We start from the raw sequence: 24,128 nt of genomic DNA on the forward strand, positions 1-24,128 counted from the left end.
TTTCGTTTTCGAGGTGATGGTGGATGCAGGTCTCAGTCTTCTGAAACCGCCGTCATTGCCTCGATGGCGCAGGCGCATCTTCTCTTCAGATAGGGCCAGGCCAAGAATTTGGGGAGAGCCTTGTTTCCGCTCTCGCCTGCTTTCGTTGTTTAGACGTCTGCGAGACGAGTTCGATTACAGGGCTCTTTAGTTCGCGATCCCGATTTTCCGGCGCGGCCACCCTTTGATGACCGCCGCCATTCTGCCAAGCTGCTTTCTGAGAAAGACGAGGGAGGCAAAAAAGAATCGCTAAATTGATGATATCAGGCCTTGTCTGGCCATACCAGACCCTATTCGCAGTTGCCTCAGCTCGGCGCGGCGGGTTGTTTCCACCCATTCGGCGAACAATCTGATGGGGCTGGGGAAAAACGGCGACAGATGCGCCCCGGTCCGCGCTTTATCCTAGTCGAAGCGGAGGGCTTCGGATATATCTGGGGGTAACAACGTCATTAATCGCAAGATGTTGAAAGGGTTATGAAGATTCGGCTCGGCTTGCTGGTCTTTGTCTGCCTGTTCCTCCCGATCGGCCTGTTAGGCGGGCTGGCGCCCGCCGCGGCGCAGCCGGAGGTGCGGGCCGCTCGTATTGGCGAGACCCAGGAAAGAACCCGCTTCGTTCTGGAACTGAGCGAAAGCGTGCCTTACCGGGTTTTCACCCTGCCGGATCCGTTTCGGGTGGTTGTCGACCTGCCGGAGATGGCCTGGGTGGTGCCTGAGAACCGCCAACCCAAGGTCCGTGGGCTGATCACCGGGCTGCGGTTCGGGCTTTTTGCCCCCGGCACCAGCCGGGTGGTTCTCGATGTCAGTCAACCCTCTCATTTACAAAAGGTTTTCGTGATTCCGCCGAGCGACGGCAAGCCTTATCGCCTGGTTGTCGATCTGAAACAGGTGAGCCGCGAACAGTATTTCGCCGCTGCTGGTAAGGCGCCCACCGGCGGGCCCGGCCGGACTACCGGCGCGGCCCCTGGCAAGCGGCAAAGCGGGCCCACGGTGGCGACCTCCCGCCAGCCTTTGGGGGCGCCGACGGCCGGCCTGGTGCCACGGTTGAAACCCAAACCCCCGAGCGCAAAGCCTGTCGATGCCCGGCCGCTAATCGTGGTCGATCCAGGCCATGGCGGCGTCGATCCCGGCGCCATCGGGGTTTCCGGGGCCTACGAGAAGAACATCGCCCTGGACTATGGTCGTGCCTTGAAGAGAGCGCTTGAAGCGACGGGTCGATACCGCGCCGTCCTGACCCGCGATCGGGATGTTTTCCTAAAGTTGCGGGAGCGCATCGCCTTTGCGCAGAAGGCCAAGGGCGATCTCTTCATCTCCCTGCATGCCAATATCCATCGGTCCGGCAAGATTCGGGGCGCATCGGTCTATACGCTCTCGGAAACCGCCTCGGATAAGGAAGCCGCGGCCATCGCCGCGGCGGAGAACGCCGCCGATGTCCTGGCCGGCGTAGACCTGACCGATCAGACCGGCGACGTCAGGGATATCCTGATTGATCTGGCCCAGCGGGAGACCATGAACCTCTCGAAGAAATTCGCCAACGATCTGGTGGTCGAAGTCGGCAGGGACGTCAAGCTACTCCGTAACACCCACCGCTTTGCGGGCTTTGCGGTGCTAAAATCGCCAACGATTCCCTCGGTTCTCTTCGAAATCGGCTATATGTCCAACCGCCAGGAAGAGCGCCTTTTGCGCGGCAAGGCGCATCGCGATAAGGTAGTTGTATCGATTATCAGGGCCATTGACGGGTTTTTCCGCAAGCAGAACACGGCCAATAGATCATAGCCCTGCCACAATTGCCCTCCAGGGTGATGGTTCCAGAGGTTTCCGTAGTGGATGCGGTTGGATGGAAAGATTAATCACACTGGATTCAGGACGTTAGGATGAGAGCGGAATGCGAGGAAAGGCCATATACAAGGATTGCCTTCAGGGTTGAGGTTCCTTAAAGCCTTTTTTCTTAGCATGGCGCGGCCACGGCCGGTCAAAGGCCTCAGGTCCTGAGCCGCTCTGCGCTTGGCGGTGGACCACAGGATCAGACCGCATAGACGGTAAGACACGGTAAGACATTGAGAATACTAGCGATCCTTTTCAGCCTGCTGTTGATCGTCGCCTTCGTCGGGGTGGGCGGCGTACTCTACGCCTTCTATCACTATGGCAGGGGCCTGCCGGCGTATGCACAGCTGGCGGACTACGAGCCGCCCACGGTAACGCGTGTGCATGCCGGTGACGGACGGCTGCTGGCGGAGTATGCGACGGAAAAGCGGGTCTATGTACCGGTCAGCGCCATTCCGCGCCGGGTCAGCAATGCGTTTTTATCGGCGGAAGATAAGAACTTCTACAACCACCCGGGCGTCGACTTCCTCTCGGTCACCCGCGCGGTCGTGACCAATGTCGCGAACTTTGCCTCGGGCCGGCGGCCGGTGGGGGCCTCGACCATTACCCAGCAGGTCGCCAAGAACTTCCTGCTGACCAACGAGGTTTCCTACGAGCGTAAGATCAAGGAAGCCATCCTGGCCTTTCGCATCGAACAGGCCTTTACCAAGGAAACCATCCTTGAGCTCTATCTGAACGAGATCTATCTGGGTTTCGGGTCGTACGGGGTGGCGGCCGCGGCGCTGAACTACTTCAACAAGTCGCTCGATGAGCTGACGGTGGCCGAGGCCGCCTATCTGGCGGCGCTGCCCAAGGCACCCAACAACTATCACCCGATACGCCGCTACGACGCCGCTGTTGCCCGCAGAAACTGGGTGATCGGGCGGATGCTGGAAGACGGGCGCATCGATCAGGGCGAGGCCGAGGCGGCCCGGGCAGAGCCGCTGATCGTGCGCAAGCCGGGCGAGACCCAGGCCGTACAGGCGGATTACTTCGCCGAGGAAACACGCCGCGAGCTGGCCCGTCTCTACGGCGATGACGGGCTCTATGCCGGTGGACTTTCGGTGCGCACGACGCTGGACCCGCGTCTGCAGGATATTGCCAACCGGGCGTTGAGGGCGGGTCTGATCGCTTACGACCGGCGCCATGGCTGGCGCGGCCCCCTGGCCAAGATCGATATCGGCCCGGGGGCGGACGTCCAGGCCGCACTGCAAGGCGGTATCGCCCGGCCGATTGGCATCGACGACAGCTGGCAGATCGCTGTTGTGACGTCGACCGACGCCAAGCAGGCGGCGGTGCTGCTGGCAGAGGGCAGGGCGGGGCAGATCCCGATGGCGGAACTGAAGTGGGCCCGGCCCTGGAAGAAGGGCCAGCGCTTCGGCGGTGCACCCAAGAAACCCTCTGATGTTCTGGAACCGGGCGATGTGGTCCTGGTCGAGACGATGACGGAGAACGCCAAGGGCGTGGCCTACGATGCGGGCACCTTTGGCCTGCGCCAGGTGCCGGATGTCGATGGCGGCATTGTGGCGCTGGACCCCCATACCGGCCGGGTGCTGGCGATGGCCGGTGGCTATTCCTATGCGCGCAGCGAGTTCAACCGCGTTATGCAGGCGCGCCGCCAGCCCGGCTCTGCCTTCAAGCCCTTCGTGTACCTGGCCGGCCTGGACAGTGGCTTCACACCGGCGACCCTTATTCTCGATGCACCTTTTGTGCTGGACCAGGGCGTCGGTCTCGGTAAGTGGAAGCCGGCGAACTACACCAAGAAATTCTACGGGCCGACACCGATGCGTGTCGGCATCGAGAAGTCACGCAACCTGATGACCGTACGTCTTGCCCAGACTGTCGGCATGGAAAAGATCGTCGGCTATGCGCGCCGCTTTGGAGTTATGGAGAACATGGATCCGCTGCTTTCCATGTCTCTGGGCGCCGGCGAGACGACCTTGATGAAGATCACCACCGCCTATGCCATGCTGGTGAACGGTGGCAGGCGGATCTCGCCCACGCTGATCGACCGGGTACAGGATCGCCACGGACGCACCATCTATCGGCACGATCTGCGCGACTGCGAGGTTTGTGTGGCGGAGGTCTGGACCGGGCAGGCGCCACCGCAGCTGCCCGATGAGCGCGAGCAGGTCGCCAATCCGGCCAGCGCCTATCAGGTGGTCGGTATGCTGCAGGGAGTCGTGCAGCGCGGCACCGGCCGGCGGATAGCAGAGCTGGGCCGGCCGCTGGCCGGTAAGACGGGCACCAGCAACGATAACGTCGATACCTGGTTCGTCGGCTTCAGCCCGGACCTTGCTGTCGGCGTTTTCGTCGGCTTCGACGAGCCCCGCACCCTGGGGCTGAAAGACACCGGGTCCAACGTCGCGGCGCCGCTGTTCAAGGCCTTCATGGCCGAAGCTCTGGCCGGTCAGCCGTCCATTCCCTTCCGTATTCCGCCGGGGATCAGCCTGGTGCGGATGAATGCCGAAACCGGTCAGCTTGCCCGCCCGGGCGACCGCCGTATCTTCCTGGAGGCCTTCCAGCCGGGCACCGAACCCTCGGGCCGTCAGGTCGTGCTCGACGGTGGATACAATCCCAGCACCGGCAGCACGGCGGCCAGCGGCACCGGCGGGCTGTACTAGATCAGCCGAAGCGGATAAAACGGCGCCAGCAAGCGAAGACGACATCCAGCAAGACAAACCTAAGGAGTGCGTATGCGCGCCGAAATCGAAGCGGTGGCCGACGAGATTCGTCAGGCTCTGGCCCTGCTGAGGAGGCATCTTTGACGTTGATGCCGCAACCCTGCGTCTCGACGAACTGAACGCCGAAGCCGAAAACCCCGATCTGTGGAACGATGCGGAGCGCGCCCAGAAGGTGATGCGCGAGCGCACCCATCTTGAGCAGTCGCTGAAAGACTTTCACGCCATTGAGGGCGAACTGGACGACGGTCTGACCCTGGCCGAGCTCGGCGAGACCGAAGGCGACGAGGCCACCATCGACGAAGCCCAGGCGATGTTGAAAGAGCTCTCGACCCGCACCGCCAAGATGCAACTGGCGAGCCTGCTGTCCGGCGAGGCCGACGGCAATGATTGCTATCTGGAAGTCAACGCCGGCGCCGGCGGCACCGAAGCGCAGGACTGGGCACAGATGCTGCTGCGCATGTATGTGCGCTGGGCGGAAGCCAAGGGCTACAAAATCGATTGGCTGGAAGAGAGCCCGGGGGAAGAGGCGGGTATCAAATCCAGCTCGATCCAGGTGAAGGGCCCCAATGCCTATGGCTGGCTGAAGACCGAGTCCGGCGTCCACCGCCTGGTGCGGATTTCGCCTTTTGATTCGCAGGCGCGGCGCCACACCTCCTTCGCTTCGGTCTGGGTCTATCCGGTAATCGACGATTCGATCGAGATCGATGTGCTGGACAAGGACCTCAGGGTCGATACCTACCGCGCTTCCGGGGCGGGCGGACAGCACGTCAACAAGACGGACTCTGCCGTGCGCATGACCCATATTCCCACCGGCATCGTGGTGCAGTGCCAGAACGACCGCTCGCAACACAAGAACCGTGCGCAGGCCATGTCCATGTTGCGGGCGCGGCTCTACGAGCATGAGTTGCAGAAGCGGGAGTCCGAAGCGCAGGCAGAGGCAGAGGCGAAGACCGATATTGGTTGGGGGCATCAGATTCGCTCCTATGTCCTGCAGCCCTACCAGATGGTCAAGGATCTGCGTACATCGGTGGAAAAGGGCAATGCCCAGGGCGTCCTGGACGGTGACATCGACGACTTTCTGGAGGCGTCGCTCGCCTCGAAGATCGACGGCGGTGTAGGCACTGAAGCCGAAGTGTGATTTTTTTAACCCCAAAGAGTCAGACTGCGACCGCTCAGGAGCGGCTATAGAGACGGCACGCGGTATAGGATGACGGCATGACGATGCAGGAGAACCTGGAAGGGAAAGGCGACTTCGATCTCGACTTCGACGCGCCGGGGTTTCTCGACGACCCTTATCCGCTCTACCATGCGCTGCGCGATCATGATCCGGTATTTCTCAGCCCCTGGGGCGACTGGTACCTGACCCGCTTTGCCGATGTCGCCGGGGTGCTGACCGATAAACGGTTCCAGCGTCAGTCCCCCAGCGGCACCAATCCGATTACTGGCGACGACCGCGAACCGACGCCGATCGACCGCATGCTGAGCCGCTGGATGGTGTTCATCGACCCGCCGGCCCATACGAGGCTGCGCCGCCTGGTCGGGCGCGCTTTTACGCCGCGGCTGGTGGAGGGCATGCGAGACGATGTCCGGGTCATTGCCGACCGCTTGCTGGATGACGCGCTCGCCGGTGACGATTTCGATCTGATCGACGATTTCGCTTATCCTTTTCCGGTCATGGTCGTGTCGCGCATCCTCGGCGTTCCGGCTGAAGATTACGACATCCTGAAAGACTGGTCCGGTCAACTGACCGGCGCCCTGGACACCGGCGATGCCGAGCAGCTGGCGACCGGGATCGATGCGACGCGCGATTTCATGGCCTACATGGCCGGCCTGATTGCCGAGCGCCGCGCCCGGCCGTGCGACGACTTGATCTCGGCGATGATGCTGGGCAGCGATCAGGACGACGCGCTGACCGAAGAAGAGTTGCTCGCCAACTGCGTCTTCCTGCTCTGGGCCGGCCATGAAACCACCAAGAACCTGATTGGCAACGGCCTGCTGGCATTGACCCGGAACCCGGATGAGATGGCGCGGCTCATGGTGCAACCCGATTTGATGGTCTCAGCCGTCGACGAGCTGCTGCGTTTCGAAAGTCCGATCCAGAAGATCGGTCGCTGGACCAGCGAAGCAGTGGAGTTGTCCGGGAAAACCATTCCCCAAGGCCAATATGTCGTCAGTCTTTTCGGGGCTGCAAACCGCGATCCGTTTCAGTACCCGGACCCGGACCGTCTCGATCTCGCGCGCCAGGACGGCACCAGCCTGGCTTTCGGGAAAGGGAATCATCACTGTCTTGGTTATGGCTTGGCTAAGCTGGAAGGGGAGATTGCCTTCTCGACGCTGTTCGAGCGGGTGAGCGCGATCGAGGTCAAAGCGAAGCAGCCGCAGTGGCAGGCCAACACCTCGGTGCGCGGCTTGGCAACACTGCCGGTATCGGTGCGCCAGCGCTGATTGGTTTTCTGGGGGGAAGACAGGATGCGTGTTCCAAAGTCGACGGTTCCGGGTATTGTCAGCCCGGCCATACCGGGGCGCATGGCCTCATTGCTGCTCTCGCTGCTTTATCAGCTTGATCAAACACAATGGCTCAGTGCCGAAGCGCTTTTTGCCGAACAAGCCCGTCAACTGCAGCTGCTGTTCGGCCATGCGGCCGCGACCGTTCCCTTCTACAACAGGCGTTTTGCCGAAGCCGGGGTCGACCCCGCTGCGGTGGTTACCCGGGAGACGCTGAACCGCCTGCCCATTCTCAGGCGCAGCGAGTTGCAGGGCGCGGGCGACGACATCAACACGACAGCCCTGCCGAAATCCCACGGCAAGACGCATGAGGTAGAGACCTCCGGCTCTACCGGCCGGTCGGTCCGGCTTAACGGGACGGAAGTGACGAGCGTTTTCTGGCGTGCCTGCGTGATGCGCGAGCACCTTTGGCAGGGCCGCGATCTGGGCGGCAAGCTGGCGGCCATTCGCTGGGCACGCAAGGGTATAGCCATGCCGCCTGAGGGCGCACACGGTGAATCCTGGGGACCTGCCTCCGGCGCCATCTACCCGACCGGTCCGGCCGTGCTGCTTAACATCATGAGTGAGTTGCCGGAGCAGGTCGCCTGGATACACAAAGAGGCGCCAGATTACCTTATTTCATTTCCCTCCAATCTGGTAGCGCTGGCCAAGCATTGTATCGAACGCGACATTCGGTTTGAAAGCTTGAAGCAAGTGATGGCGGTCGGCGAGACGGTTACCGACCAAGCCCGCAAGCTTGTTCGGGAAGCTTGGGGTATTCCCATCAAAGATTCTTACAGCTGCGAAGAAGCCGGCTATCTGACCATTCAGTGCCCGGACCACGATGTCTATCATGTTCAGTCGGAGAGTGTATTCGTCGAAGTCGTTGATGACGAGGGCAAGGCCTGCAGCCCCGGCGAAGGCGGCCGTGTCCTGATTACCTCGCTCCACAACTTTGCGACGCCGCTGATCCGCTATGAGCTTGGTGACTACGCGGAGGTTGGCGCGCCTTGCGCTTGTGGGCGGGGCCTTCCGGTAATCACAAGGACGCTGGGCCGCCAGCGCAATCGTCTGATCCTGCCGGATGGATCAAGCGTTTTCCCCTATCTTGGTGACCACGGAGACTACCAAGCAATCACATCGGTGGTGCAGCGGTTCCAGTTCATTCAACGCAGTCTCAATGAGATAGAGAAGCTGATGGTCGTCTCTGCACCGGTCACACCGAAGCAAGAGGAGCATATGCGTGCGCTGATCGTCCGCAATCTAGGGCACCCCTTTAACGTAACCTTCACCTATGTTGATGAGATTCCGCTCAGCCCCCGTGGCAAGTACGAAGAGTTTGTTTCTGAGGTGACCGGCTAATCCGGCGTTTGAAAAGGGTGCCTGATGGCTGATCTAGAGGGATATATCGAGCGTGTTGACTGCCTGGACAAGACGACCCGGGCGGACATGTTCAAGCTCTATGAGCACTATTATGGGGGTACCAGCGAGGAGCTCTTTCTGCGCGATCTTGCAGATAAGCAGTACGCCGTTATCTTGAGGGACCCCAACCACTCCCTCCAAGGGTTTTCTTCGATTAAGGTCTGGGAAGAGAGTTTTCGCGGCGACCCGGTTCGAATCATGTACTCCGGCGATACCATCGTTCACCAAGACCATTGGGGCCAGCAGGCGCTAGCTTTCACATGGATTCATTTCTCCGGCGCGCTGAAGTCGGAAGCACCTGAGGTTCCTCTCTATTGGCTGTTGCTGGTTAAGGGGCATCGTACTTATCGTTATCTGCGTGCTTTCTATCGGGTCTTCTATCCCGCCTATAACCGGTCAACACCGGAAGCGTCTAAAGCATTGATGGACCAACTTGCCACCAACAAGTTTGGCGAATTCTATAATTCTGAAACAGGCGTCCTGCATTATCCCAGTTCTCACGGCCATCTGAGAACTGATTGGGCGCAGATTCCAGAGAAGGACAGACGCAGGCCCGATGTTCGTTTCTTTCTGGAACGAAACCCTGGCTATGTGCACGGCGACGAACTGATTTGCCTAACCGAACTCAGTCACAAAAACCAGAACCCGCTTGCCGCGCGTCTCTTTGCTTCCGGTTATGACGGTGGTCTCGAGGCGGCAATCTCACACAGCAGCAAATGACTTCAGCACACAGTAATCCAGCTTGCGGCTACTTATGTCCAAAGGCTTTCCGGATGTCTGCGCATTGCCTGTCGATTCGACCCGCTTCCGCCTCGGTCAACCTTTTGCGGTAATTACTGATACTTGTTGAAAAAATCGGACCACCACTCAATTCGGTCAGATAAGCGCTCCAGCGCGGGTGGCTATGCAATGCGTCATTTCCTTGATCGATCTGGTCGGACAGGGTGCGCTCCTCAATCACGCTCTCGAATGCCAAAGGGACCTTGCAGAATGTCGCAAGGCCGTTGATCACGTTCCTGGTATCGCCGACCAGTGACTCATATCTGACGAAAACAACCTTTTCCTTCAAAGTGCCCTGGTCCTTCTTGAGCGCGCTCATAACGGGCAGATAGAACCGACGATAAGACTGGCAAAGGTTGTCGATATATCGAATGGCAGTCGCCAGAAAACTGTTCACGCCACTGTGCCTGTGTTTCTCGCCGACCCGCAGCATCGATGCAATCGTGTCCTTGGGATCGCGCACCGAGACAACAAACCGGGCATCAGGCAGCAGGGCGGCAGCCTGCGGGAAGTGCAGCAATAGTTCGGGGTTTTTCAAGACAAGGCAACCTAGTTGACCCAGCCGGCGATGAGTTTCTGCTATCAGACGATCCAGCAGATCCTTGGTGAAGTCGAACAGGCCCTTCGTGTCGCCGAGATAGTCATCGATGTAAAGCCGGTCCGCTGTCGGCGTACTGCGCATAGATCGCGATCTGTGACGTCAGGTAGCGGCAGCCGTGTACGAAGGGATTGGATTCGGGCGACGAGCAGAGAATTTGTTGCAGCAGTGTGGTGCCACTGCGCATGGCGCCAACAACGAGGATCAAATTTTAGGGTTGTGTGTTCACCTGGATTGGATAGCACGTTTCGCTCCGTCTGCCATGATTCGCTCTGCCGGCAAGATGTCAGGCCGCCGCTTTGCGCGTTGCCAGGTAAATGCCCGGCAGCACCATCGCGGCGCCGACCAGATGATAGAGCTGCAGGTCTTCGCCGAGCACCAGGAAGGCCAGCACGGCGTTGTAGAGGGGTATCAGGTACATCAACAGGCCCGTCGGCCCGGCGCCGAGGGTCCGCTGGATCAGGCCGTAGGCCTGGTAGGCCCCGAAAGAAGCGAAGAGCGCGAGGAAGCCAACGGTCAGAAAGCTGGTCGTGTTGAGCGGGGGAAGGTCGCCGCTCACCCCCTCTGCGATGGTGAAGGGCAGCAGGATCAAAACGCCGCCCCCCACTATGGCCGCGAAACGCACCATCAGCGGCATGGCCGAGGGACGGTGCCGCAACATGATCGAGTAGATCGCCCAGGCGATCATGGCGCAGACAACCCAGAGGTCGCCGGCAGCAAAACTCAAGCCGGCGAGGACGCCGAAGTCGCCGCGGCAGATAATTGCGACCACCCCGGTCAGCGAGAGAGCGATCCCCAGGCTTTGCAACGGCGATACTGTTTCCTGATAGGCGAAGCGGGCGATGAGCACGATCAGAATGGGGGAGGCGGCGTAGATCAGGCCGATGTTGGTCGCTGTTGTGGTATCGGCCCCGATGTAGACGAAAGCGCCGCAGACCCCCATGCCCAGGGCGCCGAGTATCAGCAGGTCGCGCCATTCGCGCCGGATGGCGCTGCGGTGCTGCCAAAGGGCGGCGGCGATAAAGGGCATCAACAGCAACAGGGTGGCGAACCAGCGCCAGAACGCCAGAGCGATCGGCGGAAAAAGGTCATGTGTCGCCCGGGCGGTGAGCATGTTGGAGCAAAACAGGGCCGGGGCGATAAGCAGCAGCGCCAGGGCCAGTTGCCGCTCGCTGATTCCCAGCCATCTCGGGCCGGTAATGTCCTTGGTTTCGTCGCTCGCCATCAGGCGAACACCCCTAACCGGTCCCGCCCCGCCGGTCAAACGCAGCTCTCGCAGAGCTGGCATGCGGGGGTGCCGGCATGCGGCTCAGGGTAGCGCCAGGGCTTCGTAGAAGTCGGCGGGGAAGCCGGCGCTGTCGCGCGCAGCCGCATTGAACGGCGGCTTTACCTGACCCTTGAAATGCAGACGGACGAGGCTCAGCCAGGTTTCCCGGGGGTCGAGGTTACGGGTGCCGCAAAGATGATCGAACCATCGCTTGCCGATGGCGACATGGCCGATCTCGTCTTCATAGATGACCTCCAGCACCGCCGCGCTCTCGTGGTCCTCCACCGCCTGCAGCTTGGTGATCATGTTGGGGGTCACGTCCAGGCCGCGGGCCTCCAGCACCAGGGGCACCACCGCCAGACGGGCCAGCAGGTCGTGGGCGGTCTCCTCGGCCGCCTGCCACAGTCCGTCGTGGGCCGGCAGCTCGCCATAGGCAGCGCCAAGCTCCGTCAGCCGCTCGGACAGAAGAAGGAAGTGTTTGCCTTCTTCCTCGGCGACCAGCAGCCAGTCATCATAAAAGGCATCCGGCATCTGCTCTGCCGTGAAGCGCGCCAGGATGTCGCAAGCCAGATCGATGGCGTTCAGTTCGATGTGCGCCAGCGCGTGCAGCAGGGCGATGCGACCGGCGGTGCCGCGGTTGATCCTGCGCCGGGGCACCTCGCCCGGTCGCTTCAGCAGCGGATGGGTGGGGCGGTTGGGCCGGTCAGGCGGCTTGTCCCGGCCCCGTTCGGCGATCTCTCCGTTGGACCAATCCGCCGCCATGACGCGGGCGAGCCTGGCTTTCTGCTGCGGGTCTGCCTCTTGCAGAACTGCAACGGCGCGCCCTGTTAGATCGGTCATCGAAGGATGTTCCCCTATCCTGCGGCCTCTAGAGAGCCTGTACAGCCTCAAGCACCGCATCCACGTGGCCGGGCACCTTGACCTTCCGCCACTCGCCACGCACCACACCCTTCTCGTCGATCAGATAGGTGGCCCGTTCGATGCCCATGTATTTCCTGCCGTACATGGATTTCTCGACCCAGGTGCCGTAGGCCTCGCACACAGTCCCGTCTTCGTCGGAGGCCAGGGTGAAAGGCAGTTCGTACTTGGCCTTGAACTTGTCGTGCTTGGCGACGCTGTCCTTGGAAACCCCGATGACGGTGGCGTCGAGCTTGGAGAAGTCAGGCAGCGAATCACGGAAACCGCAGGCCTCCTTGGTGCAGCCCGGCGTATCGTCCTTGGGATAGAAGTACAACACGATCTTCCTGCCCTTGAGGTCTTTCAACGCAACCGTGCCGCCGCCATCGGTGGTCATTTTGAAGTTGGGTGCTTTTTTCCCGATCTCGACCATCCCTGCAATCCTCTTTTGCCAGATCCATGAACGCGGGCCGCGTCCGGCACCCTATCCAACGGGGCCCCAACACAGTCCGCGTCCGATAAAGATCGTACGATGCCGGGCAAGGTCAAGGATTGCTTTTCCGCAAAGGCTTACCGGGTGGATTGAGGTCTTGGTGATTTAAGGCAGGGCGATGCTGTCGGTCTCGGCCGTCGCAGGGCGCGCGGGCCGGTCGATCCTCTCGGCGAAAATGTTCCGGACCCAATCCAGTGTCGCGACGAGGTGGTCGCGCAGGGCGGCGAAGCTCTCCATGCCGGTGCTTGCCGCCAGCGATGCCTGCAGCGCCGGGGAGAGTGTGTCCGCATCGAAGGCAGGGCCGACGGTAAGGCGCAGTGCCTCCTGGACCTGACGCAGAAAACGCGTGGCCTCGATCAGGGCGGCGGCGGTCTCGCCCTCCAGAACGCCGACTGCCGCCAGGCGTTCGTAAGCCTCCTGGGTCGGGGTCGCCAACACCTCCGGGTGGCTCGCTGCCTCGCGCAGCTGCAGGTATTGGGCCAGGAACTCCAGGTCGATGAGGCCGCCCGCGGCGTACTTCACGCTCCAAAGCGATTTTGCCGGGCGCTCTTTGTGCAGGCGCCGGCGCATGGCCGCGACATCCGCCAGAAGGCTTTCGGGGTCGCGGGGCCGCGCGAGGATGTGCCTGAGGCTTTCTTCCACCCTGGTGCAGAAGTCCAGCGGCCCGGCAATCACCCGCGCCCTGGTCAGGGCCATGTGTTCCCAGCTCCAGGCCTGTTCCGCGTAGTAGCGGCGGAAGGCGGAAAGCGAGGTCGCGATGGGTCCGGCATTGCCGGAGGGCCGCAGGCGCATGTCGATCTCGTAAAGCGTTCCCTCGCCGGTTTGTGCCGTTACGGCGTTGATCAGGCGTTGGGCGAGGCGCGCATAGTAGCGTGCCGGATCCAGCGGCTTGGCGCCGTCCGACTGATGGTTCGCCGGCCCCGGCTCATAGAGCAGGATCAGATCGAGATCGGACGAGACGGTCATCTCGCGCCCGCCCATTTTGCCCAGGGCGACAACGGCAAGGCCGGAGCCGCTGAGGTGGCCGTGGTTGCGGGCGAGATCCTCGATCACCGGCTGATAGAGCGCCCGCAACGCCGCTGCGGCGATGTCGCTGAGGGCCCGGCCACTGTCGTCCACCGTGCCTTTGTGCCGCAGGATGTGGACGCCGACCTGAAAGCGCCGGTCGTTGGTCCAGCGCCGGGTGAGGTCCAGAGTGTCCTGAAGGTCTTTTGCGTCGGTCAGGACATGTTGCAGTTCCTGCTCAAGGTTCTCGCCCGGGGGCAGGGGGTCGAAGAAATCGCTCGACAGGACGGCTTCCAGAAGCGAGGGGTTGCGGGTCAGGCGGTCGGCGAGGAGCGGCGCCGATCCCATGATTTCGGCCAAGAGCTCCAGCAGGCGCGGGTTGCTGCACAGCAGGGAGAAAAGCTGCACCCCGGCGGGCAGTCCTGCCAGGAAGCTGTCGAATTTCACCAGGGCCTGGTCCGGCTCGCGGGTTTTGCCGAGCAGGTCCAGAACGCTTGGTACGAGTTCCGTCAGCATCTGCCGGCTGCGGTCCGAGCGGACGGCGCGGTAACGGCCGTGATGCCAGCCGCTGACCAGTTTCCAGGCGCGGTTGGGGTCGTCAAATCCGAGACCCGCCAAGGTCGACAGGGTTTCCGGATCCGCCTGTCCGCCGGTGAAAACCAGGCTTCCCGGGCTTGAACTTCCTGGGCTTGAAAGAGAGGGTGATTCCTCGAACAGATGGGCGTAGTGATCCTCGACGAGGCGCAGCCTGGCGAGCAGATCGTCGCGGAACCGGGCCGGATCGCGATAGCCCAGGAAGACCGCGAGGCTGTCGACAGCCTCGTCGTCCTTTGGAATTTCGTGGGTCTGCTGATCTTCGATCATCTGCAGGCGGTGTTCCAGACGCCTCAGAAAGTCATAGGCCTCACACAAACCGTCGGCGACCGCCTGATCGATATGCCCGCTGAAGACCAGCGCGGCCAGTGCCTCCTTGGTCTTTGGCGCCCGCAGGCTGGGATCGCGGCCACCCCAGATAAGTTGCTGGGTCTGAGCAAAGAACTCGATCTCACGGATGCCGCCGCGTCCCAGTTTTACATTGTGGCCATTAATGGCGATCACCGAGCCGCCTTTGTGGGCATTGATTTGCCGCTTGATCGAGTGAACGTCCTCGATGGCCCAGAAATCGAGGTGCTTGCGCCAGACGAAGGGGCGCAACTCGTCCAGAAAGCGGGCGCCGAGCTCTCGGTCGCCGGCAATCGGCCGGGCCTTGATCATGGCCGCCCGTTCCCAGTTCTGCCCCAGGCTCTCGTAGTAGGTCAGCGCGGCATTGACGCTGATCGCCAGCGGCATGGCACTGGGGTCGGGCCTCAGGCGCAGGTCGGTCCGGAAGACATAGCCCTCGGCCGTGTGCTCATCGAGGACACGCATCAGATCCCGGGTGAAGCGCACCATGCCCTGGTGGATGCCTCTGCTGTGCCGGTAGTCGATCTTTTCGGGATCGAAGATCACGATGAGGTCGATATCCGAAGAGTAGTTGAGCTCCCCGGCGCCCAGTTTCCCCATACCGAGGATTGCCAGGCCGCAATCGCCGGTTGCCTGCCCGCCGCTGGCCGCGAGGGCCAGTTCGCCGCGATCTTCGGCCTGCCGCAGCAGGCTGGCGAGGGCGGCGTCCACGGCCGTCTCGGCAAAGTCCGAGAGTGCCTGGGTGACGGCGGCGACATCCCAAAGCCCGGTAATGTCGGTATAGGCAATAGCAAAGGCGGCGCGGCGTCTCAGAAGCCGGAGACAGCGCATCAATTCCGCTTGATCCCGGCAGCCTGCGGCCTTGCTTTTGAGATCCTCAAGGGCTTTCCTGAGAACCCACTGCGGCCCATACTTTAAAGTATCGGGAAGAAGGCCGATATCTGCGGTAAGGCATTGGCTGAGAAAGGGCGAGTTGGCAAAGATCGATTGGAGCAGCAGGGGGCCGGCAGGCGCCAGATCCAACTGCTCCAAAAAATCACGGAGCGCCGGGTCCGACGCGGTTTCGGCCTTTGCGCGCCATCGCTCCAACCAAGCCTCGCCGTTTGACGGCTGCAGGGTTCCTGGCAATGCGGATGTTTCTGGTAGGTAAGGGAGTTCGACCATCTCACAACGCTCGTTAAGCGATCAGACTGCGGAATGCGGCCCAGCCGGTCAAGGACCGGTTGATCAAGGCCCTGATGCCGGTCGGTCATCGTCCGAGCGATCCGAAGAGGTGGGGCAGAACGCCGGTGCCAAGGCCAAGCCAAACCGCAGCAGGCGCCGCCGGTCGCGGACCGGCCGGGCCATGCGGATCTGCGTTGAGGTCTGCGGTGGTCTTTTCGCCGCCTTGGTGCTGATTGTCGCCGTCGCGGTCTGGCGCTTCTTGGAAGGGCCGGTCCAGATCAATTTCCTGAAGCCGTATCTTCAGGAGGCTTTCAGCGAGATCGGCGGCAATACCCTGGAGATCGGTGAAACCTTCCTCGTTTGGGAGGATCGATCTAGGGATATCGTCCTTCACGCTGCCGATATCGTGGTGCGCGACCCGGAAGGCAAACGCGTTGCCTCCCTGCCGGAGGTCGCTTTCGAGCTCAGCAGCAGCGCGATGCTGCAGGGCACGGTGGCCCCCAGCCAGATAGAAATCATCGGTCCGCGCATTCGTCTGCTGAGGTCCGCCGATGGCAATATAAACTTCGGGGGCGACGGCGGCCGCTTCGAGGTTCCGGAAACAACTGAGGGATCGATCGAGGATCTGGCGACAGATGCGGGTCCGGATGGGGCTGCCGGCAACGATGAAGCGCTCATTCTGGGTGGGATCATCAAGGAGCTGCTGTCGGAACGCACGCCCGGAAATCCTTTGTCTTTTCTGGATGAAGTGCGCATTCGCGACGGGCAGATTTTTGTGCGCGACGATATGTTGGACCTGTCCTGGGCCGCCCCCGCCGCCGAGATCTCTCTGCGCCGGGATATCGTGGGCCTTGCCGGAGACATCAGCCTGGGCTTTGTCGGCCAGCGTGACCCGGCAACCTTGGATGCGGCCTTCATCTTCGACAAGCAGGCCCGCGTGGTCGACTTTGCCGCCGGGTTCTCCGATATCAGCCTTGCGGCCCTGGCGGCGGCTTTCCCACGCCTGGCACCGGTCGGCGGTGTTACCTCGCGCATCGGCGGTTCGGTTGCGACCTCGATCTCGCTGGACGGCGATATCGGGCCCACGGGTTTCGAAGTCCACGGTCTGGCCGGCACCTTGACGATTCCGGGGCTGGCGATGGAACCCCTGCCGGTGCGCGATCTGGTCATGAAGGGACGCTATGACGATGGCGCCAGCCGTTTCGATCTGGACGAGGCGCGGATCAGCCTGGGAAGCGAGGAGGCGCCGGGGCCGGTCCTGTCACTCGCCGGCGTGTTCGATCACGAACCCCAGACCGGCGGCGACTGGACCATCGATGCCAATGCAAAGCTGGAAGGGATGGCCTTGGCCGAGCTGTCCCGCTACTGGCCGGAATCGGTGGCGGCGGATGCGCGCCCCTGGGTGGTGGAGAACATCGCCAGCGGCAATGTTCAGCTTGCTACGGCGGACGTACAGATCCTGGTGCCGGACGGCGACTTCGAGGCAGCAGATCTGGCGAGCCTCAGCGGCAGCCTGAAATACAGCGACCTGGTCGTTCATTACCTCAGGCCTTTGCCGCCGATCACAGACATTGCCGGCACGGCGACGTTTGACGCCAGCGCGATAAAGTTTACCGCGGAGTCCGGCTCACTGCTGTCCCTGGCGCTCGGCAAGTCCGCCGTCGAGATCACCGGGCTGGATACTGCCGACAAAAGCCGCAAGATCTACGAGCAGTTGACGGTCCAGGCGAAGGCCGCAGGACCGGTCTTCGATGCCCTGACAATTCTGGAGCATCCCCGCCTGGATCTGATATCGAAGCTCGGTCTCTCGGCGGCCGGCAGCGGCGGGGCGCTGACGGCGGACCTGGGCTTTCAGTTTCCGCTGATCAAGACCCTCGGCTTCGATGACCTGGATTTCCAGGTCGGCGCGACGGTCCGGGACGCGGCGCTCGCCAATGTACTGCTGGGTCAGGATATGGCGGACGGGCGCCTTGCGCTCAGCCTGGATGCCAACGGCATGGAGATTTCCGGCCCCCTGCAACTGGGCGGCGTTCCGCTGACCATGCAGTGGAAGGAGAGCTTCCTGGCCAATCCAAAGTTTCGGACCGTGCTGGAAGCCGACATTCCCAGCCTGGACGATGCGGGGAGAGAGCGCATCGGACTGGACTTCGACGGCTTTTTGAAGGGCCCTGTGGCAGCCAAGGTGTCGATGGTCGGCTTGGACGGCGGGTTCTCGACACTGCAGGTCGCCGCCGACCTGCAGCGCGCGGAACTGACCGTTTCGGATATCCACTGGGCCAAAGAGGCAGGCACCGAAGGCAGCCTGCGGGTGGCGGTCGATCTGGACAGCAACGGCCCGGTCGCCTACCGCGACATCACACTGCAGGCCGGCGACCTGGTGGCCCGGGGCGAGGCCCGGCCGGGCCCGGAGGGCAAGGGACTGGGTTGGATGCGCTTCGAGCGCGTGGCCTTCGGCCGCAGCGATCTGGAAGATGTCATTGTAGAGCAGAGCGGCGGCGGGTTTTCGGCGATCATAGGCCGCGGCATTTTAGATGCCGAACCCTTCGTATCGAAGGACGAGGAACCTGACGGCGGCGATGCCTCAGAGCCGCAAACGGATACCGCTGAGGGACAGGGGCAAGCCGCCGCCCCCAAGGTCTTCGAGCCGCTTTCCATCCGCGCAGCTGATCTGGAGCGGCTCTACTTCTCGGAAGACCGGCGGCTTGAGCAGGTAAACCTGGAACTGGTGCGCGGTACAGCCGGATGGGAGACAATCCGGCTGTCCGGCAGCATTCCTGAGCAATACTGGTCGCCGCGCGATGCGGCTGAGGCCGAAGCCGAGGGTGTCGATCCTGAGGCGGTGGTTGCCCTTGACCGCCGCTACCTGCAGCTTTCACTGGCGCCGGATGCCGCGGGGAGCGGCCTGCGCCTGCTTGCCAAGAGCGATGACCTCGGCGCCCTGCTGAGGGCCGTGAACATCACCGACAGCATTGTCGGCGGCAACATCCAGGTGACCGGGTCCAGCGCCGGGCCGTCGCCGACCCATCCGATCAACGCCAAGGTCGTGGCGCGCGATTTCGTCATGGTGAAGGCGCCGGTCCTGGCCAAGCTTCTGACCGTCGCTTCCTTCACCGGTGTGCTCAACCTGTTGAGCGGCGAGGGGATCGGCTTCGACGGCCTGGACGGTGAATTCGTTCTCGACGACGGTGAGGCCACCACCGAGCTGATGCGGATCTACGGTGCCTCGCTGGGGCTGACCGCCAGAGGAAAGATCGATTTCGATGAGGATGCAATCGATCTGGTCGGCACGGTCGTACCGGCCTATTCGATCAACAATTTCCTCAGCAACATTCCGCTCCTGGGGCCGGTCCTGACCGGTGGCGAAGGCGAGGGCCTGATCGCCGTGGTCTATGGGGTGAAGGGCCCGGTGGACGACCCGCAGGTGAGCGTCAATCCGCTCTCCGCCCTGACGCCCGGCTTCCTGCGCGGCATTTTCACGGCCGATCCGGGAACCGACAAGATCGAGGCGGTGCCGGAACGGATCGACCGCTAACCTGCAAGCGTTTCAGACGATCCGCAGCAGGGCGTGGCGTTTCTTGCCCGCCGAGAGCTTGATGACGCCCTCGGCATTGCGGTCGGCGAGGCTGACGTTCTGCTGTTCGCCCGATATCGGAACGTCGTTGATCCGTGCGCCGCCGCCTTTGATCAGCCGTCGGGCTTCGCCGTTGCTGCCGGCCAGGCCGGCGCGGCGCAGTAGCTCATAGGCCGGGATGCCGGCGCTGAGTTCGGCCTCCGGCACGTCGACAGACGGCAGGCCCTCGGCAGAGCGGCCTTCCTCAAAGGTCTGGCGGGCGGTTTCCGCCGCCTGCCTGGCGGCTTCCGCGCCGCGGCAGAGGCGGGTCGCCTCGTCGGCCAGCACCTTCTTCGCGTCGTTGATCTCGGCGTCCTGAAGCGCTTCCAGGCGGGCGATCTCATCCATCGGCAGTTCGGTGAAGAGCTTCAGGAAGCGCCCGACATCGCCGTCCTCGGTATTGCGCCAGTACTGCCAGTAGTCGTAGTGCGACAGCCGGGACTCGTTGAGCCATATCGCGCCGGCGGCGGTCTTGCCCATCTTGGCGCCGGAGGCGGTGGTGATCAGCGGTGTCGTCAAGCCGAAGAACTGACGCTGGTCTATCCGGCGCCCAAGTTCAACACCGTTGACGATGTTGCCCCACTGGTCGGAGCCGCCCATCTGCAGGCAGCAGTCGAGGCGGCGGCCGAGTTCCAGGAAGTCGTAAGCCTGGAGGATCATGTAGTTGAATTCCAGGAAGGTCAGCGGCTGCTCGCGGTCGAGGCGCAGGCGCACGCTGTCGAAGGTCAGCATGCGGTTGATGGTGAAGTGCGGGCCGACGTCGCGCAGGAAGGCAATGTACTCAAGCTTATCCAGCCAGTCGGCATTGTTGACCATGAGGGCGCCGTTGGGGCCGTCATCGAAGCTCAGGAGGTTCTCGAAGGCGGTGCGGATGCTGGCAATATTGGCGTCGATCCGCTCGGCGCTCAGCAATTGCCGCGATTCGTCCTTGCCCGAGGGATCGCCGATCTTGGTCGTGCCGCCGCCCATCAGGGCGATCGGGCGGTGACCGGTCTGCTGCAGCCAGCGCAGCATCATGATCCCAACCAGGTTTCCGACATGTAAGCTGTCGGCGGTGGCATCGAAGCCGATATAGGCGGTGAGGCGGCCCTTGGCGGCGAGATCGTCCAGCGCCTCCATATCCGTGCATTGATGGATGAAGCCGCGTTCCTGGAGAACGCGCAAGAAATCGGAGCGGGGCGCCGTCATGGTCTTACCTGTGCCTTACCTATGCCTTGCTGGGGCCTTGGCCTTATTGGATCATTATGGATTGCCACGGTATCTTGCCGCGGGCGCAGGCATTTAGCACAATCCACCCGGTTTCACAATTTGCCCTGATATCCGTGATTAGGCCTCAAGAGGCGGGAGATGGCAGTTACAATGGCTCTCAATCCTTCAACCGACACGCAGCCCTGGGCCCTCGGCCTGATGAGCGGAACCTCCCTGGACGGCATTGATGCCGCCCTGATCCGCAGTGATGGCCTGAGGCAGATCGAGATGGGCCCCAGCGTCTCGCTGCCTTATGACGACGACATGCGGGCCCAGTTGCGCTCGGTGGTCGGCGGCGCGGGGGCGGTCAAAGAGGTCGAGCGGGCTCTCACTCTCAGGCATGCCGCGGTGGTCCGGGAACTGCTGGCCGGCGCCGGGATCGCGCCCGGCGATGTCCAGGTGATCGGCTTTCACGGCCACACCATTCTTCATCGGCCCGAGGAGCGGTGGACCTGGCAGATCGGCGATGGCGCCTTGCTGGCCGAGGAAACCGGGATAGACGTGGTCTGCGACATGCGCAGCCGGGACGTTGCCCTGGGCGGCGAGGGCGCACCCCTGGTGCCGCTCTATCAAGCGGCCCTGGCCGCTGCCCTGCCGCGACCGCTGGCGGTGGTGAATGTCGGCGGCGTGGCCAATGTCACCTGGATCGGTGACGGGGCGGAAGCCGTGCTGGCTTTCGATACCGGCCCCGGCAACGCCCTGATCAACGACTGGGTGGAATCCCACGGCGGTGAGCCGCTCGACCGGGACGGCGCTCTGGCGAAGGCCGGCCGGGTGGACCTGGCGGCGCTGGATGCCTTGCTCGACAACCCCTACTTCACCAGGCAGCCGCCGAAATCTTTGGACCGCGACGACTTCTCCAAAGCGGGCGTCGAACAGTTGTCGTTGGAGGACGGTGCGGCGACCCTCACCGCCTTTACCGCTGCCAGCGTGGCGCTTGCCGGGGGGTTCTTTCCGCAGCCTGTCGAACGCTGGCTGATCACCGGGGGCGGGCGTCACAACCCCGTGCTGATGGCGGCCCTGGCCGACCGCCTCCAAGCGCCGGTCGATCCGGTGGAGGCGGTGGGATGGCAAGGCGATGCGCTGGAGGCGCAGGCCTTTGCATACCTCGCCCTGCGCTCGCTTGCCGGCCTGCCGCTGACCCTGCCCGGAACGACAGGCGTTCGTGAAGCGGCCAGCGGCGGTCAGCACCACATCGCAGCCTGAACCCCCGGACAATCCCTCCGGACGGGCTAACGAGTGGACGGGCTAGCGGGCCGCTGAGGCGTTTTCGTCGGCTGCCATGACCTTGGTCAGGTAGTCGTCGATGTGGCCTTCCAACTGCTCCATCTCGTTTTGGAAGAAGTGCCCGGCGCCCGGTATCAGCCGGTAGTCGATGGTGATACCGCGTTGCGAGGAGAGCTTCGCGACCAGCTTGGCGACCGAGGGCTCGGGCACCACATCGTCGGCATCGCCCTGAAGGATCAGACCGGATGACGGGCAGGGCGCGAGGAAGCTGAAATCGTGCATGTTCGCCGGCGGGGCGATGGAAATGAAGCCGCTGATTTCCGGCCGTCGCATCAGCAGTTGCATGCCGATCCAGGCGCCAAAGGAAAAGCCGGCGATCCAGCAGGCCGCGGCGCCCTGATTATAGGCTTGCAACCAGTCAAGAGCGGAGGCGGCATCCGACAGCTCGCCCTCGCCGCGGTCGAAGCTGCCCTGGGAGCGGCCGACCCCGCGAAAGTTGAAGCGCAGAACCGAGAACCCCTGGCGCACATAGGCGTGAAAAAGGGTGTAGACCACCTTGTTGTTCATCGTACCCCCATGCTGTGGATGGGGGTGCAACATCAATGCAACAGGCGCATTCGCCTGCTTGCTGTGATAATAGCGTCCTTCAAGACGACCTTCTGGACCGTTGAAGATCACGTCAGGCATAGACCAATTGTTCCCTATTTTTCTTCCACGAACGGCATAGCGCCGGGCGCTTTGTTGTTTAGCTTTCCCTAAAAGGGGGACTCGACCGGCGCAGGCAGGCCAATCCGATAACCACTATATCGCCTCAGTTATTGCGGTTTTTAGGCGATGCTGGCTTCGGCAATCGTCTGAAATTGGATCGTTTCCTCTCACGCCAAACTTGACCAATTTACTCGGACTTACTATCTATCAAGATGTTGCAGGTTCTGGTCAGATCGGCGCATCATCTGCCCACCAAGCCGCCCAAGGCGGCAAAGGGCCGCGATCATAGCACGATGGACGAAGCCATGTTCAAGTCTCTGAGGACTGAAATCGACGCGACCATGCAGCGCGACCCGGCGGCGCGCTCACGCTTGGAGGTGGTGCTCTGTTACCCCGGTTTCCAGGCCATAATGCTTTATCGCCTGTCGAGCGTCTGTTGGCGCCGTGGTTGGACCCTGCTCGGACGCTGGATTTCTGCCGTCGGGCGCATCCTGACCGGGATCGAAATCCACCCCGGCGCCGTTGTCGGCGAGCGATTTTTTATCGACCACGGCATGGGCGTGGTGGTCGGCGAGACAGCGGAAATCGGCAACGATGTAACGCTCTACCAGGGGGTCACCCTGGGCGGTGTCGCCCCCAGTGTCGATAGCGACAGCCAGCGCAACACCAAGCGTCATCCAACCCTGCTGGACGGCGTGATCGTCGGTTCCGGCGCCCAGGTGCTGGGCCCCATTACGGTGGGCCGCTGCGCGCGCGTCGGCGCCAATGCCGTCGTCACCAAAGAGGTTCCGGAATGCGCAACCGTCGTTGGCATCCCCGCCCGGGCAATCCAGACACAAAAGACACCGGCAGCCGAGAAGGCACCCTTCGTGGCCTATGGGACACCGACCGGCAATATTCCGGATCCGGTTGCCCGTGCCCTTGATGGCCTGCTCGATGAGGTTCACAGCTTGAGAGCGCGGGTGAACGAGCTTGAGGAAGGTCGCCAGGCTGCCGACTCCGGGGGAGGCCCCGGCGCTGATGGCGACGATCGGGATGCCGAAGCATCCAAGGCAGCCGAAGGCAAGTGTTGAGGCTGTCCGGTTTCGTGAGAAAAGGTTTGGGCCTTAGGAAAGGAAGTCACTAGGTGAAACTCAGCACAAAGGGCCGCTATGCCGTGATGGCGCTCTGCGATCTCGCCGGCCATTCCGAAGACAAACCCGTTGCGCTGGCCGATATTGCCGAGCGGCAGGAAATCTCGCTGTCCTATCTGGAGCAGCTCTTCGCCAAGCTGCGCCGGGGCGGCCTCGTCAAGTCGGTCCGCGGCCCTGGTGGCGGTTATCTGCTGGCCCACAAGGCTGCTGAGACCCGCATTTCGGATATCATTCTTTCCGTCGACGAACCGATCCGCGCGACCCGCTGCATGCCCGGCCAACCGGTTGGCTGCCGTGGCAATCAGAGCCGCTGCCAGACCCATGACCTCTGGGAGGAACTGGGCAACCAGATCTATCTCTATCTCTCTTCGGTTACGGTCGACGACGTGATCTCGCGTCGCGTTTTGGGCACCAGCGGACTTCTGACCGGTGATGGACCGGCAGGCCAGTTAGACCCGGCGGACAATCCGGCTGCCGCTGCGCCGGGCGGGAAGCCGCCTGTGCTGGCCGACGCCGGTGATTAGCCCGTTCAAGCGCCTGCAAAGGCAGTAACGGTTCTTGGATGAG

The 24,128-nt window shown here is 62.5% G+C and carries 18 protein-coding genes; 10 read left to right on the top strand and 8 right to left on the bottom strand.

Annotation, left to right across the window (positions count from 1 at the left end; translation table 11 throughout):
- Positions 1-513 precede the first annotated feature (513 nt).
- From HBA54_RS09260 to HBA54_RS09285, 6 genes are all read left to right on the top strand, one after another.
- The gene (locus tag HBA54_RS09260) at positions 514-1,812 is read left to right on the top strand and encodes an N-acetylmuramoyl-L-alanine amidase (protein ID WP_167223736.1); all 1,299 of its coding nucleotides are present in this window, start codon (positions 514-516) and stop codon (positions 1,810-1,812) included.
- Between the two features lie 281 nt (positions 1,813-2,093).
- A complete protein-coding gene (locus HBA54_RS09265) occupies positions 2,094-4,523 on the top strand; it encodes a penicillin-binding protein 1A (protein ID WP_205944524.1) in 2,430 nt (809 codons plus the stop codon).
- A 72-nt stretch (positions 4,524-4,595) separates the two neighbouring features.
- A protein-coding gene (gene prfB, locus HBA54_RS09270) for a peptide chain release factor 2 (RefSeq protein ID WP_167223738.1) occupies positions 4,596-5,721 on the top strand; the annotation gives its coding sequence in 2 pieces (ribosomal slippage) (positions 4,596-4,664 and positions 4,666-5,721; 1,125 coding nt in all).
- A gap of 77 nt (positions 5,722-5,798) precedes the next feature.
- A complete protein-coding gene (locus HBA54_RS09275; RefSeq protein WP_167223740.1) occupies positions 5,799-7,028 on the top strand; it encodes a cytochrome P450 in 1,230 nt (409 codons plus the stop codon).
- A 90-nt stretch (positions 7,029-7,118) separates the two neighbouring features.
- Complete coding sequence (locus tag HBA54_RS09280) at positions 7,119-8,429, top strand: phenylacetate--CoA ligase family protein (RefSeq protein ID WP_167223742.1); 1,311 nt, start codon at positions 7,119-7,121, stop codon at positions 8,427-8,429.
- Positions 8,430-8,453: 24 nt separating this feature from the next.
- Positions 8,454-9,209 carry an OTU domain-containing protein gene (locus HBA54_RS09285; protein ID WP_167223744.1) on the top strand — a complete coding sequence of 252 codons (756 nt, stop codon included), beginning with the start codon at positions 8,454-8,456 and terminating at the stop codon, positions 9,207-9,209.
- A 28-nt stretch (positions 9,210-9,237) separates the two neighbouring features.
- On the opposite strand, the gene HBA54_RS09290 is transcribed toward HBA54_RS09285, so the two are convergent.
- The 6 genes from HBA54_RS09290 to HBA54_RS09315 all read right to left on the bottom strand — a co-directional run bounded on the left by HBA54_RS09290 (position 9,238) and on the right by HBA54_RS09315 (position 15,599).
- A complete protein-coding gene (locus HBA54_RS09290) occupies positions 9,238-9,951 on the bottom strand; it encodes a sulfotransferase family protein (RefSeq protein ID WP_167223746.1) in 714 nt (237 codons plus the stop codon).
- Complete coding sequence (locus HBA54_RS29865; protein WP_167223748.1) at positions 9,911-10,075, bottom strand: sulfotransferase; 165 nt, start codon at positions 10,073-10,075, stop codon at positions 9,911-9,913. The genes HBA54_RS09290 and HBA54_RS29865 overlap by 41 nt, the downstream gene beginning before the upstream one ends.
- A 78-nt stretch (positions 10,076-10,153) precedes the next feature.
- Positions 10,154-11,092, bottom strand: a complete 939-nt coding sequence (locus HBA54_RS09300; protein WP_205944525.1) for a DMT family transporter — start codon at positions 11,090-11,092, stop codon at positions 10,154-10,156.
- Between the two features lie 84 nt (positions 11,093-11,176).
- Entirely contained in the window at positions 11,177-11,974 is a 798-nt protein-coding gene (locus HBA54_RS09305) for a ferritin-like domain-containing protein (RefSeq protein ID WP_205944526.1), read from the bottom strand.
- Positions 11,975-12,002: 28 nt separating this feature from the next.
- The gene (bcp, locus tag HBA54_RS09310) at positions 12,003-12,464 is read right to left on the bottom strand and encodes a thioredoxin-dependent thiol peroxidase (RefSeq protein WP_167223752.1); all 462 of its coding nucleotides are present in this window, start codon (positions 12,462-12,464) and stop codon (positions 12,003-12,005) included.
- A gap of 165 nt (positions 12,465-12,629) precedes the next feature.
- Positions 12,630-15,599, bottom strand: coding sequence for a bifunctional [glutamine synthetase] adenylyltransferase/[glutamine synthetase]-adenylyl-L-tyrosine phosphorylase (locus HBA54_RS09315; protein ID WP_167223754.1), 2,970 nt, complete (start codon positions 15,597-15,599; stop codon positions 12,630-12,632).
- Positions 15,600-15,816: 217 nt separating this feature from the next.
- Here HBA54_RS09315 and HBA54_RS09320 point away from each other — a divergent pair, with 217 nt between their 5' ends.
- Positions 15,817-19,167 carry a DUF3971 domain-containing protein gene (locus tag HBA54_RS09320; RefSeq protein WP_167223756.1) on the top strand — a complete coding sequence of 1,117 codons (3,351 nt, stop codon included), beginning with the start codon at positions 15,817-15,819 and terminating at the stop codon, positions 19,165-19,167.
- Between the two features lie 12 nt (positions 19,168-19,179).
- Here HBA54_RS09320 and tyrS read toward each other — a convergent pair whose 3' ends face one another.
- Positions 19,180-20,433, bottom strand: a complete 1,254-nt coding sequence (gene tyrS, locus HBA54_RS09325) for a tyrosine--tRNA ligase (protein WP_167223758.1) — start codon at positions 20,431-20,433, stop codon at positions 19,180-19,182.
- Positions 20,434-20,604: 171 nt separating this feature from the next.
- Here tyrS and HBA54_RS09330 point away from each other — a divergent pair, with 171 nt between their 5' ends.
- Positions 20,605-21,699, top strand: coding sequence for an anhydro-N-acetylmuramic acid kinase (locus tag HBA54_RS09330; protein WP_167224160.1), 1,095 nt, complete (start codon positions 20,605-20,607; stop codon positions 21,697-21,699).
- 42 nt (positions 21,700-21,741) lie between these two features.
- Here the strand turns inward: HBA54_RS09330 and HBA54_RS09335 are convergent, their stop codons facing one another.
- Entirely contained in the window at positions 21,742-22,407 is a 666-nt protein-coding gene (locus tag HBA54_RS09335; RefSeq protein ID WP_167223760.1) for an alpha/beta hydrolase, read from the bottom strand.
- A 314-nt stretch (positions 22,408-22,721) separates the two neighbouring features.
- On the opposite strand from HBA54_RS09335, the gene cysE reads away from it, so the two are divergent.
- Positions 22,722-23,501 (top strand): serine O-acetyltransferase, encoded by a 780-nt coding sequence (gene cysE / locus HBA54_RS09340; RefSeq protein ID WP_322096013.1) that lies wholly within the window; start codon positions 22,722-22,724, stop codon positions 23,499-23,501.
- A 53-nt stretch (positions 23,502-23,554) separates the two neighbouring features.
- The gene (locus tag HBA54_RS09345) at positions 23,555-24,085 is read left to right on the top strand and encodes an Rrf2 family transcriptional regulator (RefSeq protein WP_167223762.1); all 531 of its coding nucleotides are present in this window, start codon (positions 23,555-23,557) and stop codon (positions 24,083-24,085) included.
- Positions 24,086-24,128: the final 43 nt, after the last annotated feature.

Source organism: Pelagibius litoralis, from assembly GCF_011683915.1.
Classification (GTDB): domain Bacteria; phylum Pseudomonadota; class Alphaproteobacteria; order Kiloniellales; family Kiloniellaceae; genus Pelagibius; species Pelagibius litoralis.